This is a genomic window from Pelomonas sp. Root1217, assembly GCF_001425705.1.
Lineage (GTDB): Bacteria > Pseudomonadota > Gammaproteobacteria > Burkholderiales > Burkholderiaceae_C > Pelomonas.
Window position 1 is genome coordinate 1,002,824 of sequence record NZ_LMDC01000028.1, and the last position, 16,630, is coordinate 1,019,453.

Genomic DNA, 16,630 nt, shown 5'->3' on the forward strand with positions numbered 1-16,630 from the left:
TGCCCCTGGCCCCTAGAGGCCAGAAATCAAGGAACGGTGGGCGGCCGCACCTGTCATCGCACCGTCGCCCACGGCCGTCGCCACATTGCCGAAGGGCGAAGCCGCATCCCCGCAGGCGAACACGCCGCGCACAGAGGTTTCCATCATCGAGCGACGCAGATAGGGTCCTGCCGCCCCCTGCTCGAACTCGCAGTCCAGTTGCTCGGCCAGTGGGCTGGCCATGCGCGTGCGCGTCGCCGTGAACAATCCCGCCAGTGGCAGGCGGCGGCCATCCACCAGTTCCACGGTCATCGCCTCGGTGATGCGTGCGATCGGCACGGGCTCTACCGCCACGCCGCGCGCCGCCAGGGCGTTCGCCTGCTCGGCGTCGGGCTCGAAGGCGCCGTTGAGGAAGAAAGTCGTCGGCCCCCAGTCGGGCAGCATCAACGCGTGGTGCATGGACAGCGCGCTGCTGGCCAGCACGCCGATGGCGCCCTGCTCCAGCTCGTAGCCGTGGCAATAGGGGCAGTGGAAGACCGTTGTGCCCCAACGCTCGGCCAGGCCTTCGACAGCCGGCAGTTCATCGACGACGCCGGTCGCCAGCACCAGGCGGCGCGCTCGCAGCGTTTCGCCGCTCACTTCGACCTCGAAGGCCTCGCCTTGCTTACGCGCGGCAGCGGCCAGGCCGTCACGCCAGCTCACGTTCGGATAGGCCAGCAACTGCGCCTTCGCCTCGGCCACGATGTCGCCGGGCGACCGCCCATCCTGGCCGAGAAAGCCGTGGGAGGCCTCGACAAAGCGATTGCGTCGCTGGCCCGCGTCGACGACAACGATGCGCCGCCGCGCTCGGGCAAGCTGCAATGCAGCGGACAGGCCGGCAAAGCTGCCGCCGACGATGAGCGCGTCAAACATCATGGTGAAGGTCCTTGAATGACAGGCCGCGGGCCTGCATGCGTTGCCGAAAGTCCTCGGCCAACACGGACAGCTTCACGCCGTGCAGCCGCGACACGAGCAGGGCTTCAGCTTCGGCATAGGCTGTCCCAAGTGCCGTATTGACAGCCTGCTCGACGAGGCAGCTCGATTGCTCATCGCGCAACCCTGCAGCCAAGAATGGCGGCGCTCCCAGCGCCGCATGCACGTCGCCCAGCGTCATGGCCGACAACGGGCAGCCCAGCACCCAACCGCCGCCATGCCCCTTGGCCGAGGCGACGAAACCGGCCTTGCGCAAGCCCGCCATGAGCCGCCGCACGACGACGGGATTCGTGCTCATCGCCCGCGCCAGCGTCTCGGAGGTCACCGGAGTCTGGCTCTCGGCCATGTGCAGCAGCATGTGTAAAACGCCGGATAGCTTGCCATCTCTTTTCATGCAACTATATTAGTTTCATGAAAAACTGACGCAAGCCGATGCCTTACATGCCCTTGCGATCGGCAGGGATTCGCCGCACTGCCGCTGGCGAAGGTGGCCGTCGATTCGTCGGCCATTGGCGGCGATTCGCCGATTTGCGGCCACGCCGCCTGCCACGAGCATGTCTACTCACGCCATCGCAAGTCGAGAACCGCATCCATGAGATCCAACCGCACCCGCTATCGCCCGCCCTACCACCCGGCACACCGCGTCGTTTTCGGGCTGGGCGTCATCGGCATCGGCACGCTGGCTCTGCTGGACAACCTCCATGTCTTCGGCATGCCGCTGCTGCGCACCTTTTGGCCGCTGGCCCTGGTGCTGTTCGGCCTGAGCCGCATCGTCTGGCCGCGCCACGCGGGCAACTGGCTGTTCGGCATCGCTCTGGTCATCGTCGGCGCCGTGATGACCGCGCAGAACCTGGATCTCGTCAGCATCCGACTGCGCGACTGGTGGCCGGTCTTCATCATCCTGGGTGGCCTGTCCATCCTGGCGCGTGGCCTGTTCCCGCGCTACCGCGGAGCAGGGGCTTGCGCCGACACGCCCTCGACGCTCGAGCACGGTGACCGCATTGCTATCGATGCCAGCTTCAGCGCCATTCGCCAGCAAAACGATTCGCGCGCCTTCAAGGGCGGGCGCATCGACGTGACCTTCGGCGGCGTCGAGCTGGACTTGCGCCAGGCCGCGATCGATGGCCCCGAGGCCGTGCTCGAGATTTCGGCCCGCTTCAGCGGTGTCGAGCTACGCGTGCCGCGCGACTGGCAAGTCGTGGTCGACATCGCGCCGACGCTGGGCGGCGTGGAGGACCGCACCGTGCCGCCCATGAACCCGACGCAGCGCCTCGTGCTGCGGGGCGACGCGATGTTCGGCGGCGTCGAAGTCAAGAACTGAAGTGCACCCGCTGCTGGCGCACCGGCGCGGCTTGGCCGCCTGCCTGCTGGCCGCCGCGTTGGCCGGCACGGCGCTGGCCGCGCTGCTGGGCAAGCAAGGTCCGGTCGACTTCGCCTGGGCCTTGGCCTGGGCGCTGCCACTGAGCACGGTGCTGAGCTTTGTCGCGCTGTCGCTCTATCACGTCTGCCGCAGCCAGCCCTTCGGGGCCGGCCGCTGGCCGCGCGCACTGGCTGCACGGGTCTCCGCCGTGCTGCTGCTTGGCGGCGGCGCCCTTGCGCTTGCGTCGGGTTGGAATGCGGTCGGCCTTGCCCTGGGCCGCCCGGCAGGCCTTGTTGCGACGACGCCAGCGATCTGGAGCGTCCTCCTGCTGGCCAACCTCATCCTGCTGACACTGTCGGTGCTGGCCCACGACCTGCTGCTGGCCGTCGAAGCCGCGCAGGCCTCAGCCACGCGCGAGGCCGAAGCGCGGCTGTTGGCCCGCGACATGGAGCTGCAGCTGCTGCGCCAGCAGATCGACCCCCATTTCCTTTTCAACAGCCTGAACTCCATCAGCGCGCTGACCAGCTTCGACCCCGCCGGCGCGCGGCAGATGAGCATCGACCTGGCGCAGTTCTTCCGCCAGACGCTGGCCTTGGGCAGCCGCGAGCGTATCCGCCTGGAGGAGGAGCTTGAACTCATCGGTCACTACCTCGCCATCGAGCGCCAACGCCTGGGCGACAAGCTGCGCAGCGCCTTCGACACACCGCCCGAAACGCTGGCCGCCCTGCTGCCGCCGCTGACGCTGCAGCCCCTGGTCGAAAACGCCCTCAAGCACGGCCTGCGCGCGCTGGACGAGGGTGGCCTCGTGCAGATCCAAGCCTTGGTGCGCGACGGCTGGCTGCACTTGGCCGTGCGTAACCCCGTGCCCGCAGAACCCACGCGCGAGACTGGTTTGGGCCAGGGCCTGCGCCATCTGCGCGAGCGCCTGGCCGCGCAGTACCGCGACCGCGCCCGTGTGAGCTGGGGCGCGACGCCCGAGGGCTTCGCGGTCGAGATCAGCATTTCATTCGAAACCGAAACGCCATGACGCTGCAAGCCCCTTTGCGTGCATTGATCGCCGACGACGAACCCCTGGCCCGTCGCTTGCTGCGCGAGTTCCTGAAGATCCACGCCGACATCACCGTCGCCGCCGAGGCCGAGAACGGCCTGGACGCCGCACGCGCCATCACCGAGATCAAACCCGACCTTGTCTTTCTCGACATCCAGATGCCGCGCCTGACGGGCCTCGAAGTGCTGGAGCTGACCGGCCGCCGCGACGGCGTCATCTTCACGACGGCGCATGACCAGCACGCCATGCGCGCTTTCGAGCTGCATGCCGTGGACTATCTGCTCAAGCCCTTCAATCAGGCCCGCTTTGACACCGCGCTGACGCGAGCGCGCCGGTTGCTTGGCCAGGCCCAGCCCGGGTTGGACAAGCTCGTCGCACCCCAGGGGCTCAGTCGCGTCCTTGTGCGCGACGCTGATCGCAACGGCGGCATGCAGGTGCTGGCCATCGACGCCATCGACTACATCGAGGCCCAAGCCGACAACGTCGCCTTCCACAGCGGCGGGCGGGACCACCTGAAGGCCCAGCGCATCTCCGACCTGGAGGCCCAGCTCGACCCTGGCCGCTTCGTGCGCGTGCATCGCTCCTTCATCATCAATCTCGCGGCCCTGCAGGCTCTGGAGAAGACGGACAGCGACGCCCACGTCGCGCGCATGAAGAACGGCAAGCGCATTCCCGTCAGCCGCAGCGGCTACGACAGGCTGCGCGCGGTACTCTGACGCGCGCCGCGAAGGCTGCGGCGGGAAAACACGGAGCCACAGGGCGGCCGCGATCGTTAGGATAGCGCTATCCAACGGTCCCCTTTTGTCCCTCGCCAGCCGTCCCCATGATCCACTTTGCGCCCGAATCCCTCGTTTTTATGGGCGTTGCCGGGAGTGGCAAATCGACGTTGGGCGCCGCTGCTGCCGCGCAACTGGGCCGTGTGTGGTTGGAGGGTGACGATTTCCACGGTGAGGCCAACCGGCGCAAGATGGCCGAGGGCCGCCCCCTTACAGACGAAGACCGCGCCGGCTGGCTCGCCGCGCTATGCGAACAATTGCGCCAGCACCCCGGCGGCTTCGCCGCCTGCTCTGCCCTGAAGCGCGCCTACCGTGACCAGCTCCGCCGGTCATCGCCCGGCTTGCGCTTCGCCTTTCTAGATATCGACAAGGCCGAAGTCGCACGGCGGATAGCGATGCGGGAGACCCACTTCTTCGCCCCCAGCCTCATTGACAGCCAGTTCGAGACGCTGGAGTCGCCCGTTGGCGAACCGGGGGTGCTGCACCTGGATGCGCTGGCGCCGTTGGACCTGCTGCAAACCCGGCTGCGTGAGTGGCTGCAGAGCACAGCATGAGCGCGCGCCCGCTCACTCGCCGCGAAATCGTCGGTTACGGCCTGGGCGACATGGGGTTCAACTTCTACTGGACCAATGTCTCCACCTTCCTGCTGATCTTCTACACCGACGTATTCGGCATCACCGCCGCCGCTGCCGCGACGATGTTGTTCGTCATCAAGATCTTCAACGCCTTCACCGACCCCATGATCGGCGCCTTTGCCGACCGCACGCAGACACGCTGGGGCAAGTTCCGGCCCTATCTGCTGTTCATGCCGCTGCCGCTGGCCGTGATCGGTGTGCTGACCTATTCCACGCCCGACTTCGGCCCAACGGGCAAGCTGGTGTGGGCCTATGTGACCTACCTGCTGCTGATGACGGTCTACACCAGCGTCAACCTGCCCTACAGCGCCTTGTCGGGGGTGATCTCGGGCGACGCGCGGGAACGTAATGCGATCAACGCTTCGCGCTTCGTCTGTGGCTTCGCGGGCGGCACCATCGTCACGGCCGTGTCGCCCCGGCTGGTGAGCTGGTTCGGCGGTGGCGACCCGGCCCTGGGCTGGACGCTGACCATGGTGTTCTGGGGCATCGCCGCTGCGCTGATCTTTGCCTTCACGTTCAGTGCAACGACCGAGCGCGTCCAGCCGGTACAGGCTGAACCGTCCACCGTGCGCCAGGATGTGGCCGACCTGCGCAGCAACCTGCCATGGATCCTGCTGTTCTTCCTCTCGCTGATCATCATGCTCAGCATCACGCTGCGCATGACCAGCGCGGCCTATTACTTCAAGTACGTCGTCATCCGTCCCGACCTGCTGGCGACCTTCATGCCGGCCTATCTGCTGGCCGCGGCCGCGGGCACGGCCTGCACGCCGCTGCTCACGCGCATCATCGACAAGCGCAAGCTGCTGATCGGGCTGATGCTGGCGTCCACCGTGCTGTCGACGGCCTTCCTGTTCGTGCCCAGCGACCAGATCGTGCTGATGTATGCGCTGCAGATCGCGCTGGGCCTGTGCCTGGGCCCCAAGTCGCCGCTGTCCTTTGCCATGCTGGCCGACTCGGCCGACTACAACGAATGGCGCAACGGACGGCGTGCAACCGGCATGACGTTCGCGGCCAGTTCCTTCGCTCAGAAGCTCGGCACGGCCGTGGCGGTCGGCGTCATCGGCACCTTGTTCACGACGCTGGGTTACGTGCCCAACGTTGCGCAGTCGGCCGATTCACAGGCCGGCATCGTCTGGTTGATGTCCGTGATCCCGGCCGGCTTCACGCTGCTGGCAGCGGTGATCATGTGCTTCTACACCCTCGACAACCCGACGATGGCGCGCATCCAGGCCGACCTGGCCGCGCGCAAGTCCGCCACTTTACCGATCTGATGTCCATGCTGCGACACCTCGATGGCGGCGAGCGCTGTGAGCTCACCAGCCCCACTGCCCTGCCCCAATCCGGCGGCTTCCTGTGGAACCACCGCATGATGATCCAGGTCACCTGCCGCGGCTACGCCACCGCGCAGTTCATGCAGCCCGAACCGGCCAAGTACGCGCATGCGCCCAACCTGGAGGCCAAGACCTTCATGCAGCCGGAGCAGGCCTACTACGCCCACCACCCCGGCCGCTTCGTCTACGTGAAGGACGAGGACACCGGCGAGCTGTTCTCGGCGCCCTACGAGCCGGTGCGCGCGCCGGTCGACAGCTTCAGCTTCGTCGTCGGCCGGTATGACCTGAGCTGGACAGTGGAGCACCTCGGTCTGCGCGTGGAGATGACGTTGGGACTGCCGACCGACGATGTCGTCGAGCTGTGGGAAGTTCGCGTCATCAATCTGTCGGGCCGGGCCCGGCGCATCAGCGTCGTGCCCTACTTTCCCATCGGCTACATGTCGTGGATGAACCAGTCGGCCGAATGGCGCGCCGACCTGGGCGGCATCGTGGCCAGCAGCGTGACGCCTTACCAGAAGGTGGCGGACTACTTCAAGAATCTGGACCTCAAGGACAAGACCTACTTCCTCTGCGAGTGCCCGCCCGATGCCTGGGAGGCCAGCCAGGGCGCGTTTGAAGGCGAAGGCGGCCTGCACCGACCCAGCGCGCTGCAGGCTGAGCAATTGGCCGGCGGCGACGCTCGCTACGAGACGCCCGCCGCCGCCGTGCAGTACCGGCTGGCGCTGCAGCCCAACGAGAGCCAGGCCTGGCGCTTCCTCTTCGGCCCCGCGCTGAACGACGCCGAGATCGCCGGCGTGCGCGAGACCTACCTCAGCGAAGCCGGCTTCGCCCGCGCCCGCTCCGCCTATGCCGACTACATCGACAGCGGCCGCGGCTGCCTGCGCATTGAGTCGCCCGACGCCGACTTCGACCGCTTCGTGAACCACTGGCTGCCGCGCCAGGTTTTCTATCACGGCGATGTGAACCGGCTCAGCACCGACCCGCAGACGCGCAACTACCTGCAGGACAACCTGGGCATGGCCTATATCGCGCCGGGCATCACGCGCGGGGCGTTGCTGCACTCCTTGAGCCAGCAGGCCGCCAACGGCTCGATGCCAGACGGCATCCTGCTGATCGAAGGCGCCGAGCTGAAATACATCAACCAGGTGCCGCACACCGACCATTGCGTGTGGCTGCCGGTCTGCCTGCAGGCCTATCTCGACGAGACGGGTGACTTCTCGCTGCTGGACGTCGTCGTGGGCGAACTCACAGTGGCGCAACGCCTGGACCGCGCCATGGCTTGGCTGCAGCAGGACCGCGATGCACGCGGCCTGAGCTATATCGCCCAGGGCGACTGGTGCGACCCGATGAACATGGTGGGCTACAAGGGCCGTGGCGTGTCGGGCTGGCTCACTGTGGCGGCCGCCTATGCGATGCGGTTGTGGGGCGGCATCTGCGCCGACGCTGGCCGCGCCGAGCAGGCCGCGCGCTGGCAGGCAGCGGCCGATGAACTGAATGCCGCCGCCAACCGCCATCTGTGGGACGGCGACTGGTTCGCCCGCGGCATCACGGACGACGGCGTCGTCTTCGGCGTCAGCGCCGACAACGAGGGCCGCATCTACTTGAACCCGCAGTCCTGGGCCATGCTCAGCGGCGCAGCGAGCAAGGAGCAGCGCGTGAAGATGCTCGCCGCCATCGACGCCCAGCTCGACACGCCGCACGGCGTGGCGATGTTCAACCCGCCCTACTCCGGCATGCGCGACGACGTGGGGCGCGTGACGCAGAAGCACCCCGGCTCGGCCGAGAACGGCGCCGTCTACAACCACGCCGCCAGCTTCTACGTTCACGCGCTGTACGACGCCGGCGAGAGCGACCGCGCCTTCAGCGCGCTGCGCCGCATGATTCCGGGACCGGACGAGGCCGACTATCTGCAGCGCGGCCAGTTGCCTGTTTTCATTCCCAACTACTACCGCGGCGCGCACCAGCAGTTCCCGCGCACGGCCGGCCGCTCCAGCCAGCTGTTCAACACCGGCACCGCGGCCTGGGCCTATCGTTGCATCATCGAAGGCCTGTGCGGCCTGCGCGGGCATGCCCAAGGGTTGCTCGTGAAGCCGCAACTGCCATCGGGCTGGGATGAGTTCAGCGCTGAACGCGAGTTCCGCGGTGCGCGCTTCCACCTGCAGGTTCGCCGCACCGGCCAAAACCGCGTACTTCTGGACGGCCAGCCATTGCCAGATGGCCTGGTGCGCGACATCGAACCCGGTCGTGAATACCGGCTGGACGTCGAGCTACGTTGACGCCCGCCGCACGACCTGGAAGCCCAGGTCCACGTTCGGCTGCTCCACCGGCTGGCCGCGCATCAGTTTCATCAACATCTGCGCCGCCTGCTCGCCGATCTGACGGCGCGGCGTGGCCACGGTGGTGAGTGGCGGCACCATCTGGTCGCTGCCCGGCAGGTCGTTGAAGCCGACGACCGCCACGCGGCCAGGCACGGCCACCCCCAGGCGCAAGGCCGCCAGCAGCGCGCCTTGCGCAAGGTCGTCGTTGCAGAAGAAGATCGCGTCGGTCTCAGGCGCCTCGCGCAGCACACGCTCCAACATCGCGCCACCGAGCGCCATGGACGAGGGCTCGGCGATCAGCACCTTGTTCACGCTCTCGCCCAGGCCGGCTTGCACCAGCGCCGCCTCGTAGCCCTCACCGCGTTCCAAGGTGCGTGGGTCGAGCTGGGCGGCAACGTAGACGACGCGGCGCCGACCCGAATCGAGCAGATGCTGCGTGATGGCCCGCCCGGCATCGCGTTGCGAGAAGCCCACGCTGTGGCTGCCCGGCTCCACCTCCATCACATGCACGCAGGGAACGCCGCTGCCCTCGATGAGAGCGGCCGCCGCCGGGCTGCGATCGCGGCCGGTGACGATGAGACCGGCCGGCCGGTGTGCCAGAAAGCTGCGCAGCACGGCCTCCTCTTCGCTGGCGTCGTAATGGGTGACGCCGATCAGCGTCTGGTAGCCAGCCGGCACGAGGCTGTTCTGCACCGCGTCCAGCAGCTCTACGAACAGCGTGTTGCTCAGCTTGGGGATCAGCACCGCCACATGGGAGCTGCGGCTGGAGGCCAGCGCCCGGGCGGCCGGATCGGGCACGTAGCCCAGCGCAGTGGCGGCGGCCTGGACGCGCTCGCACAGCTCCTGCGCCACCGCCCGCTCGCCACGCAGGGCCCGCGACACGGTGATGGGGCTGACGCCGGCGGCCTGCGCCACGTCCGCCAGCGTCACCCGGCCGGTGGCCCTGGTGCGTCTGGGGGAGGCGGCTGATGTCGTCTTGCTGCTCGGCATTTCTACATGGTATCCCCCATATCGGAGGGGGAATTCGATGCCTAGGATAGCGCAATCCCGAAATGCGATAGCCCTCGGCGCAGCTGTTCAAACCTTGGGGATCGCATGTTCGGGCGAGTTTCAACCTAAGCCATCCAGTTTTTTTAAGCTCTTCGGACAGCGCTATCCAATAACCAAGTTTGTTTACCGAATACCGGCTCAACGACCACAAGGCAGCGGCCCACCGTGCCACCTCAGGAGACTCCCATGCGAAATCCCGGTTCCAAGACCCTGATCCATCTGGCGGCCCTCACGGCTTGCGCCGTGCTGGCGCTTCCCGCCCTGGCTCAAAGCGCGGATACACCGGCCACAACGCCTGACGCCGCACCAGAGGCCAATCCTGGCGCCAGCGTGCTGAGCACCGTGGTCATTACGGGCTCGCGCATCTCGGCGCGCGGCTTCACGCAACCGACGCCGACCACGCGCCTCACCGCCTCGGATCTCGAGAAGGCGGCTCACCCGAACATTTTCCAGAGCCTCGTTGAGTTGCCCGCGCTCCAGGGCAGCACGGGTCGCACCACCTTCACCAACAGCACCAGCAGCGGCTTGCAGGGCCTCAGCTCCCTGAGCTTGCGCGGCCTGACCCCGATCCGCACGCTGACCCTGCTCGATGGCCAACGCGTGGTGCCGGCCAACGTGACCGGCGTGGCTGACATCAGTCAGTTCCCACAGCTCCTCGTCACACAAGTCGACGTGGTGACCGGCGGTGCCGGCGCCTCTTACGGCTCCGACGCCGTGGGCGGCGTGGTGAACTTCATCACCGACAAGCGCTTCAAGGGCTTCAAGGCCAACATCGAAGCTGGCCAGACCAACTACGGCGACGACAAGAACGGCGCACTGCAAGCCGCCTGGGGCCGGAGCTTCCTCAACGACCGTGCGCACATTGCCGTGAGCGTGGAACTCGTCCGTGAAAAGGGGGTGCCCTCACCTCGCTTTGGTGGCCAGGGCGCCAACGGCCGCACCTGGTTCAACAACCCGGCCTGGCAACAGCGCCCTACCGGCCAGACCACGGACGGCAGGCCGCAGCTGTTCGACATCCGCAACGCCCAACAGTTCCAGTACTCCAAGTACGGCTTGATCACGCAGGGTCCGCTGCAGGGCACCGCCTTCGGCAAGGACGGCGTGCCCTACAAGTTCGAGTACGGCTCCAACGGCGTGCCCACCGGCACGGGTGCAGTGACAGGCTGCATCACACCCTTCTGCGTGGGTGGCGACCTCTCCGGCACCATCGGCGGCGGCACCACCATGGGCATGAACCTGCAGCGTCAAGTCTTCTACACCCGCGGTAGCTATGAGCTGGACGATGACAACGAGGTCTACTTCACGGTCAACCTGGCCAGGACCAACGCCCGCAACACGCCCAACCCCGGTTCGCCCAAGCTGGACAACTTGACCATCCAGTGCGAGAACCCCTACGTGCCGGCCTCCATCAAGCAGGCTTGCGTGGACAAGGGCATCACCAGCTTCAAGTTCGGCACGGCCTACGGCAACCAGCCCAAGGACATCGAGGTCAACCCGATCCGCGAACAGAAGCGGTTCGTGCTGGGTGCGACCGGCAAGGCTAGCGCGCTAGGCCAGACTTGGTCGTATGACGGCTACTTCGAGCACGGCGAAAACAGCATCGACCTGAAGGTCAGCAACATCATGCTGAACCCGCGCTTCAACCAGGCCATCGATGCCATCCGCCTGCCTGATGGCAGCATCGTTTGCCGCAACCCGGTGGCGCGCGGCTCTGGATGCGCGCCGCTCAACATCATCGGCGATGTGCAGCAGGATCCGGCTGCGCTGGCCTATGTGTTCCCGGCCGTCGGTCCACATCAGTTGTCGGTGCAGCGTCAGACGGTGGCCAGCTTCAACCTCAACGGCCAGCCGTTCTCGAACTGGGCAGGGCCGGTGGCCGTCGCCTTCGGAGCGGAAGCTCGCAAGGAAGGTTACTGGGTGACGGGCGACCCCTACGGCAATGGCGTCTACCCCGCAACGCCCAATACGGCCGACTACCCGGCTGACCCGGTCCTCAACACCACCGTGGGCAACAACTGGTTTGCCGGCAATTACCACGCTGCGGTGGGCGCCTACAACGTGAAGGAAGCCTTCGTCGAAGTGAACGCTCCGATGTTCAAGTCCGACAGCCTGGGCGAGGCCAACCTCAACGCGGCCGTGCGTCGCACGATCTATAGCACCGCCGGCGGCATCAACAGCTGGAAGATCGGCTCGACCTGGAAGACCGGTATCGATGGCCTGCGCGTCCGCTACGTCGCCTCGCGTGATGTGCGTGCGCCGAATCTCTCCGAGTTGTTTGCCGCGCCGGTGGTCATCAACCAGGCCGTCAACTTCCAGGGCAACACCTACAACGTGCAGCAGCGCACCATCGGCAACGTCAACCTTCGGCCCGAGCTGGCCAACAACCGCATCCTCGGCCTGGTGTTGTCGCAGCCCAAGTGGGCGCCAGGCTTCAGTGCGTCGATCGACTACTTCGACATCAAGTTGAAGGACGTGATCTCCACCCTCGGAGCCCAGCAGGAAGTGGACCTCTGCGCTGCCGGCAACCAAGAGATCTGCGCCGCGATGGATCTTGTCAGCCCCGTGAAGTACGTGACGCTGCAGGCCTTCAATCTGTCCAAGATGCGCAACAAGGGCTTCGACATGGAAGCTCTCTACCGATTCAACCTGGCCAGCGTCAATCTGCCCGGCAAGGTCACGCTGCGCGCCCTGGCCACCCACACGAAGAGCTTCCTGCAGGAATCCGGCATCGTCGGCACCATCCCGGCCGAGCGCGCGGGCGTCAACCTCGGCGACACGCCGAAGTGGAAGGCCCAGTTCTCGCAATCCTGGGAAGGCGAAAAGGCCAGCTTCACGGTGGGCCAGCGCTGGGTCAGCGATGGCGTCTACAGCAACGAGTTCATCGAGTGCCAGACCAACTGCCCAGTCTCCACCGCCCAGCACCAGACCATCGACAACAACCAGATGAAGGGCGCTTTCTATTGGGATCTCGCCGGCAACTACAAGATCAACAAAAACATCACCGCCTACTTCAAGATCGACAACGTCACCGACGTCGCGCCGCCCAACGCCCCGGGCACCAACACCGGCTATGGCGTGAACCCCTCGCTGTTCGACGTGCTGGGCCGCCAGTACCGCGTGGGCGCCCGCATGACGTTCTGACGCCGGTCGCGTCCTACAGCGGCGGCCGACGCATGCCGCGAGACTTCGCGGATGCGCTGGCTTGATCAGATCCGACCGCTGGGGCGCGTGCTGAAGCTGACCTTCGATGGCTTCCTCGACGACCGCGGCCCGCGCATGGGCGCGGCCCTGGCCTACTACACGCTGTTCTCGCTGGCGCCGCTGCTCCTGATCGTCGTATCGGTGGCCGGCCTGGTCTGGGGCGGCGAGGCAGTGCGTGGCGAACTGTTCGACCAGCTCGCCACGCTGCTCGGCGCGACGGCCGCCTCGACCGTCGAAAGCATGCTGAAGTCGGTCTCGTGGCCGGCCGGCGGCTGGTTGAGCACCGTGATTGGCCTGGGCCTGATGCTGGTTGGCGCGACGACGATGTTCGCGGAGCTGCAGGACGCGCTGGACACCATCTGGCGCGTGCCGGCCCGCCCCGTGCAGGGCTGGCTCAACTGGCTGCGCGCACGGCTGCTGAGCTTCGGGCTCATCTTCGGCCTGAGCTTCCTGCTCCTCGTATCGCTGCTGCTGGACGCCATGATGTCGGCCGCCCAGACCTGGTGGCAGCCCTGGTTCGGCGACTGGCTGCGTGTCGCCGCTCTGGCAAACACCGTGTTCAGCCAGGGCCTGGTGGTGGCCGTGTTCGCGCTGATCTTCAAGTGGATGCCGCGCGTTCACGTCGCGTGGCGCGACGTTCTGCTCGGCGCCTTCGTCACAGCCGGCCTCTTTGCCTTGGGCCGCTACGGCATCGGCGCCTACCTGCAGCGCAGCGGCGTCGCCTCGGGCTTTGGCGCCGCGGCCTCTGTCGTGGCCATGCTGGTGTGGGTGTACTTCTCGGCGCAGATCCTGCTGATCGGCGCCGAGTTCACCTGGGCCTACGCAAGAGTGCTGGGTTCGCGACGGGAAACGGAAGAAGCTCGTGCAAACTTGCGCACCGAATCCCAGCCCGCGATGCGATGACGACAACCACCACCGACGACGGCCTCCAGCTCCACTTGCGCCACTGGGCCGCCACGGCACCGACCCGCGGCCAGTTGCTGATCTGCCATGGCCTGGGCGAGCACATCGAACGCTACGCCCATGTCGCCGCGGCACTGAACGCGGCCGGTTGGGATGTGCACGGCTGGGACCACCGCGGCCACGGCCACAGCGAAGGCCCCAAGGGCGACATTCCCGAGCCTGATTCGCTGCTGCGCGACACGGCGCGCGTCATCGACGCCGTGCGTCAGCCGGGCAAGCGTTTCGTGCTGCTCGGCCACAGCATGGGCGGGCTGATCGCCGCGCGCTTTGCAGCGGAGGCGCTGACAGGCAAGCCCGCGGCCTGGAGCCGGCCGCTGGATGGCCTGGTGCTGTCTTCCCCCGCACTGGATGCAGGCCTGTCCGGCTTTCAGAAGCTGCTGTTGGCCGTCGCTGGGTCGCTAGCGCCCGGCCTGGCCGTCAGCAACGGCCTCAAGCCCGAGTGGATCAGCCGCGACACCGCCGTCGTCAAGGCGTACGCGACCGACCCGCTGGTGCATGACCGCATCACCGCGCGGCTGACGCGCTTCATCGTCGACAGCGGCACCCGCGCCATCGGCGATGCACCGCGCTGGCAACAGCGCACGCTGCTGATGTGGGCCGGCGCAGACCGCTGCGTTTCGCCGCGCGGCAGCGAGGCCTTTGCATCAGCGGCGCCCGCCAATGTCCTTGCGACCCGGCCGTGGCCCGGTCTCTTCCATGAGATCTTCAACGAGCCGGAGAAAGCAGAAGTGCTGAAGACGCTCACCGATTGGCTGAACGCGTGATGGCGTCAAGACGGTCCACGACAAGCTCCAGACGCAGCAGCGGGTTGTCCATCGCCATCAGGCGCTGACGCGCCGCCACCGGCATCGGCAACAGCTCGGCCCAGCGGTTGGCCAGCCAGCCGGCGTCATCCCATTGATAGGGCGGCTGCACAGGCAGGTCGTCCGCAGGACCGCGGGCCTTCCAACCGGCCAGCAGGTCCTGCAACTGCTTCGCGGCCTGACGCAGATCATCGGGCACCGGCACTGGGACATCGTCGGGCAGCAACTCCAGCTGGCCGACCCACAGGCCATGACTGAGGCGGCGCGGGCCCAACGCCCTGAAGCGCTGCACACCGCGCGTTCGGATGCTGATGAGGCCGGCCTGTGCATGCTCGAAATGCTCGATACGGGCCAAGGTGCCAATGTCATGGAAGGCCTCGGCCTGGAAACCCTCGCCTTCGCGCCGGCGCACTTCGTCGCCGGAGGTCAGCGCCACGATGCCAAAGGACTCGCCGCGCGCATGGCAGCGCTGCACCATGTCAAGGTAGCGCGGCTCGAAGATGCGCAGTGCCAGATGCCCGCCGGGAAAGAACACCGAGCGCAGCGGGAACAGCGGCGTCTCGGTCGTGTTCATGGCTTCAGATGCCCAATCCGAGACAGGACCCCGCGGGTCGAGCGCCGGGCCGCTCCCTAGCCGGCCCGCTCTGGCGATGCGCTTGCCGGTCACGCCGGCAAGCATCGCCGTCCCCGCGGGGGACTGGCCAAGGTACTCCTTGGGCGAGGGGTTTCATTTTCAGCGCGTCTTCTCGGCGATGCGCTGGCGCAGGATCGGCAAGACGGCTTGCGCCGCCTCGCGACCCGCCTGCACCGCACGGCGCCGCGCCGTGAAGTCGGCACTGCCCACGCCATCGAGCCGGGGCCGGATGACGACGTCGGCGTCGCGCAGCTCGAACATGTTGATGCTGCGCCCCATGATCGAGAAGGTCTGCATCAGCATGCGAAAGGCGTCGCCCGGCGGATCCTTCTCGGGCGGCGAGGTGATGTCCACCGCAACGACGAGTTGCGCGCCCATCTCCCTGGCAAAGCGCACCGGCACCGGCGACACCAGGCCGCCGTCAACGAATTCACGCTGGCCGATACGCACCGGCTGGAACACGGCCGGCACCGCGCTGGAGGCGCGCACGGCCGTGCCGGTGTCGCCACTGCGGAACAGGATAGAAGAGCCGTCGGAGAGGTCCGTGGCGACGATGCCCAGCGGCACCACCATCTGCTCAATGTTCTTGCCGCCGGTCTTGTCGCGGATGAAGCGCGCCAGCGCCTCGCCGCGGATCAGGCCGCGCAGCGGGAAGGACCAGTCGGTGATCGCGCCTTCGTCCATGGTCTCGGCCAGGGTCTGCATCTCCTTGCCGCTCTTGCCCGAGGCGTAGAGCGATGCGACGAGGCTGCCGGCCGAGGTGCCGGCGACCATGTCGACCTTGATGCCGTTTTCCTCGAACACCTGGATGACGCCGATGTGGGCAAAGCCGCGCGCGGCACCGCCGCCCAGGGCCAGGCCGATGCGCGGTGGCTTGGGAGCCGGCTTGATGATGGGCGGCTGCTCAGGCGGCGGCGTCGGGACGACAACGACCGGCGGCTGGGGCGGCTGGCTGGGCAGCACGGAGCAACCGGCCAGCGCGACAAGGGAGGCCAAGAGCCAGGCGCGGCGGATCAGGAAAGGATTCATTTCAAGGCAGAGGGAGCGCGGCGCACGATAACCGAGAGCGGGCAACGCGAACGATCAGGCCAGCTTGTAGCTTTGCAGATGGATGGAGGTCTCGGTGCCGGCGATGCCCTTGATGAGGCGCACCCGCTCCAGCACGTCGGCCAGTTCCTGCAGGCTGGAGCTGCGGATCTCGGCCAGCAGGTCCCAGCGGCCGTTGGTGTCGAAGAGGCCCGTGATACCGGGCTCGCCGAGCAGCATGGCCACCACCTCGCGCGTGCGGTTGCCTTCCACTGTGATGCTCATCCAGGCCGTGATCTGGTCGGGCACCGAGTCGGGCCGCAGGCGCACCGTGTAGCCGGTGATGACGCCGCTGTCCTCGAGGCGCGCGATGCGGTTGGTGACGGTGCCGCGCGAGACCTTGAGCTTGCCCGCGAGCTTGGCGACGCTGGCCCGGGCATCGGTGCGCAGCAGGGCGAGGAGTTGCTGATCGAGAGCGTCCATTTGAGCAATTTGGCAATTTCCGTTGCCATTTTGCCAAATTGCCATGCATTA

The 16,630-nt window shown here is 67.0% G+C and carries 15 protein-coding genes; 9 read left to right on the forward strand and 6 right to left on the reverse strand.

Going from position 1 to position 16,630, the window contains the following annotated elements:
* Positions 1 to 12: 12 nt before the first annotated feature.
* Positions 13 to 894: an NAD(P)/FAD-dependent oxidoreductase gene (locus tag ASC95_RS24635; protein WP_057300285.1), complete on the reverse strand. Its 882-nt coding sequence runs from the start codon at positions 892 to 894 to the stop codon at positions 13 to 15.
* Positions 884 to 1,345, reverse strand: a complete 462-nt coding sequence (locus tag ASC95_RS24640) for an Rrf2 family transcriptional regulator (RefSeq protein ID WP_057300286.1) — start codon at positions 1,343 to 1,345, stop codon at positions 884 to 886. The genes ASC95_RS24635 and ASC95_RS24640 overlap by 11 nt, the downstream gene beginning before the upstream one ends.
* A gap of 198 nt (positions 1,346 to 1,543) precedes the next feature.
* Between ASC95_RS24640 and ASC95_RS24645 the strand changes: the two genes are divergently transcribed.
* The 6 genes from ASC95_RS24645 (at position 1,544) to ASC95_RS24670 (ending at position 8,377) form a co-directional block, all read left to right on the forward strand.
* Positions 1,544 to 2,272 carry a LiaI-LiaF-like domain-containing protein gene (locus ASC95_RS24645; RefSeq protein WP_057300287.1) on the forward strand — a complete coding sequence of 243 codons (729 nt, stop codon included), beginning with the start codon at positions 1,544 to 1,546 and terminating at the stop codon, positions 2,270 to 2,272.
* Between the two features lies 1 nt (position 2,273).
* On the forward strand, positions 2,274 to 3,338 hold the full coding sequence (locus tag ASC95_RS24650; protein WP_057300288.1) for a sensor histidine kinase: 1,065 nt from the start codon (positions 2,274 to 2,276) through the stop codon (positions 3,336 to 3,338).
* A complete protein-coding gene (locus tag ASC95_RS24655; RefSeq protein ID WP_235538041.1) occupies positions 3,335 to 4,075 on the forward strand; it encodes a LytTR family DNA-binding domain-containing protein in 741 nt (246 codons plus the stop codon). The genes ASC95_RS24650 and ASC95_RS24655 overlap by 4 nt, the downstream gene beginning before the upstream one ends.
* Positions 4,076 to 4,182: 107 nt before the next feature.
* The gene (locus tag ASC95_RS24660; protein ID WP_235538042.1) at positions 4,183 to 4,689 is read left to right on the forward strand and encodes a gluconokinase; all 507 of its coding nucleotides are present in this window, start codon (positions 4,183 to 4,185) and stop codon (positions 4,687 to 4,689) included.
* The gene (locus tag ASC95_RS24665) at positions 4,686 to 6,041 is read left to right on the forward strand and encodes an MFS transporter (protein WP_057300289.1); all 1,356 of its coding nucleotides are present in this window, start codon (positions 4,686 to 4,688) and stop codon (positions 6,039 to 6,041) included. The genes ASC95_RS24660 and ASC95_RS24665 overlap by 4 nt, the downstream gene beginning before the upstream one ends.
* A gap of 5 nt (positions 6,042 to 6,046) precedes the next feature.
* Positions 6,047 to 8,377 (forward strand): GH36-type glycosyl hydrolase domain-containing protein, encoded by a 2,331-nt coding sequence (locus ASC95_RS24670; protein WP_057300506.1) that lies wholly within the window; start codon positions 6,047 to 6,049, stop codon positions 8,375 to 8,377.
* On the opposite strand, the gene ASC95_RS24675 is transcribed toward ASC95_RS24670, so the two are convergent.
* Positions 8,369 to 9,409 (reverse strand): LacI family DNA-binding transcriptional regulator, encoded by a 1,041-nt coding sequence (locus tag ASC95_RS24675; protein WP_057300290.1) that lies wholly within the window; start codon positions 9,407 to 9,409, stop codon positions 8,369 to 8,371. The two genes, ASC95_RS24670 and ASC95_RS24675, sit on opposite strands and share 9 nt — an antisense overlap.
* A gap of 246 nt (positions 9,410 to 9,655) precedes the next feature.
* Between ASC95_RS24675 and ASC95_RS24680 the strand changes: the two genes are divergently transcribed.
* From ASC95_RS24680 to ASC95_RS24690, 3 genes are read left to right on the forward strand one after another with little or no spacing between them, the layout of a single operon-like run.
* Positions 9,656 to 12,610, forward strand: a complete 2,955-nt coding sequence (locus tag ASC95_RS24680; RefSeq protein ID WP_057300291.1) for a TonB-dependent siderophore receptor — start codon at positions 9,656 to 9,658, stop codon at positions 12,608 to 12,610.
* 51 nt (positions 12,611 to 12,661) lie between these two features.
* Entirely contained in the window at positions 12,662 to 13,573 is a 912-nt protein-coding gene (locus tag ASC95_RS24685) for a YihY/virulence factor BrkB family protein (RefSeq protein ID WP_057300292.1), read from the forward strand.
* Positions 13,570 to 14,397: an alpha/beta hydrolase gene (locus ASC95_RS24690; protein ID WP_057300293.1), complete on the forward strand. Its 828-nt coding sequence runs from the start codon at positions 13,570 to 13,572 to the stop codon at positions 14,395 to 14,397. The genes ASC95_RS24685 and ASC95_RS24690 overlap by 4 nt, the downstream gene beginning before the upstream one ends.
* Here the strand turns inward: ASC95_RS24690 and ASC95_RS24695 are convergent.
* From ASC95_RS24695 to ASC95_RS24705, 3 genes are all read right to left on the reverse strand, one after another.
* On the reverse strand, positions 14,375 to 15,010 hold the full coding sequence (locus tag ASC95_RS24695) for an LON peptidase substrate-binding domain-containing protein (protein ID WP_057300294.1): 636 nt from the start codon (positions 15,008 to 15,010) through the stop codon (positions 14,375 to 14,377). The genes ASC95_RS24690 and ASC95_RS24695 overlap by 23 nt on opposite strands.
* 159 nt (positions 15,011 to 15,169) lie before the next feature.
* A complete protein-coding gene (locus ASC95_RS24700) occupies positions 15,170 to 16,099 on the reverse strand; it encodes a patatin-like phospholipase family protein (RefSeq protein ID WP_057300295.1) in 930 nt (309 codons plus the stop codon).
* A 54-nt stretch (positions 16,100 to 16,153) separates the two neighbouring features.
* Positions 16,154 to 16,579 (reverse strand): Lrp/AsnC family transcriptional regulator, encoded by a 426-nt coding sequence (locus ASC95_RS24705; RefSeq protein WP_057300296.1) that lies wholly within the window; start codon positions 16,577 to 16,579, stop codon positions 16,154 to 16,156.
* Positions 16,580 to 16,630 lie beyond the last annotated feature (51 nt).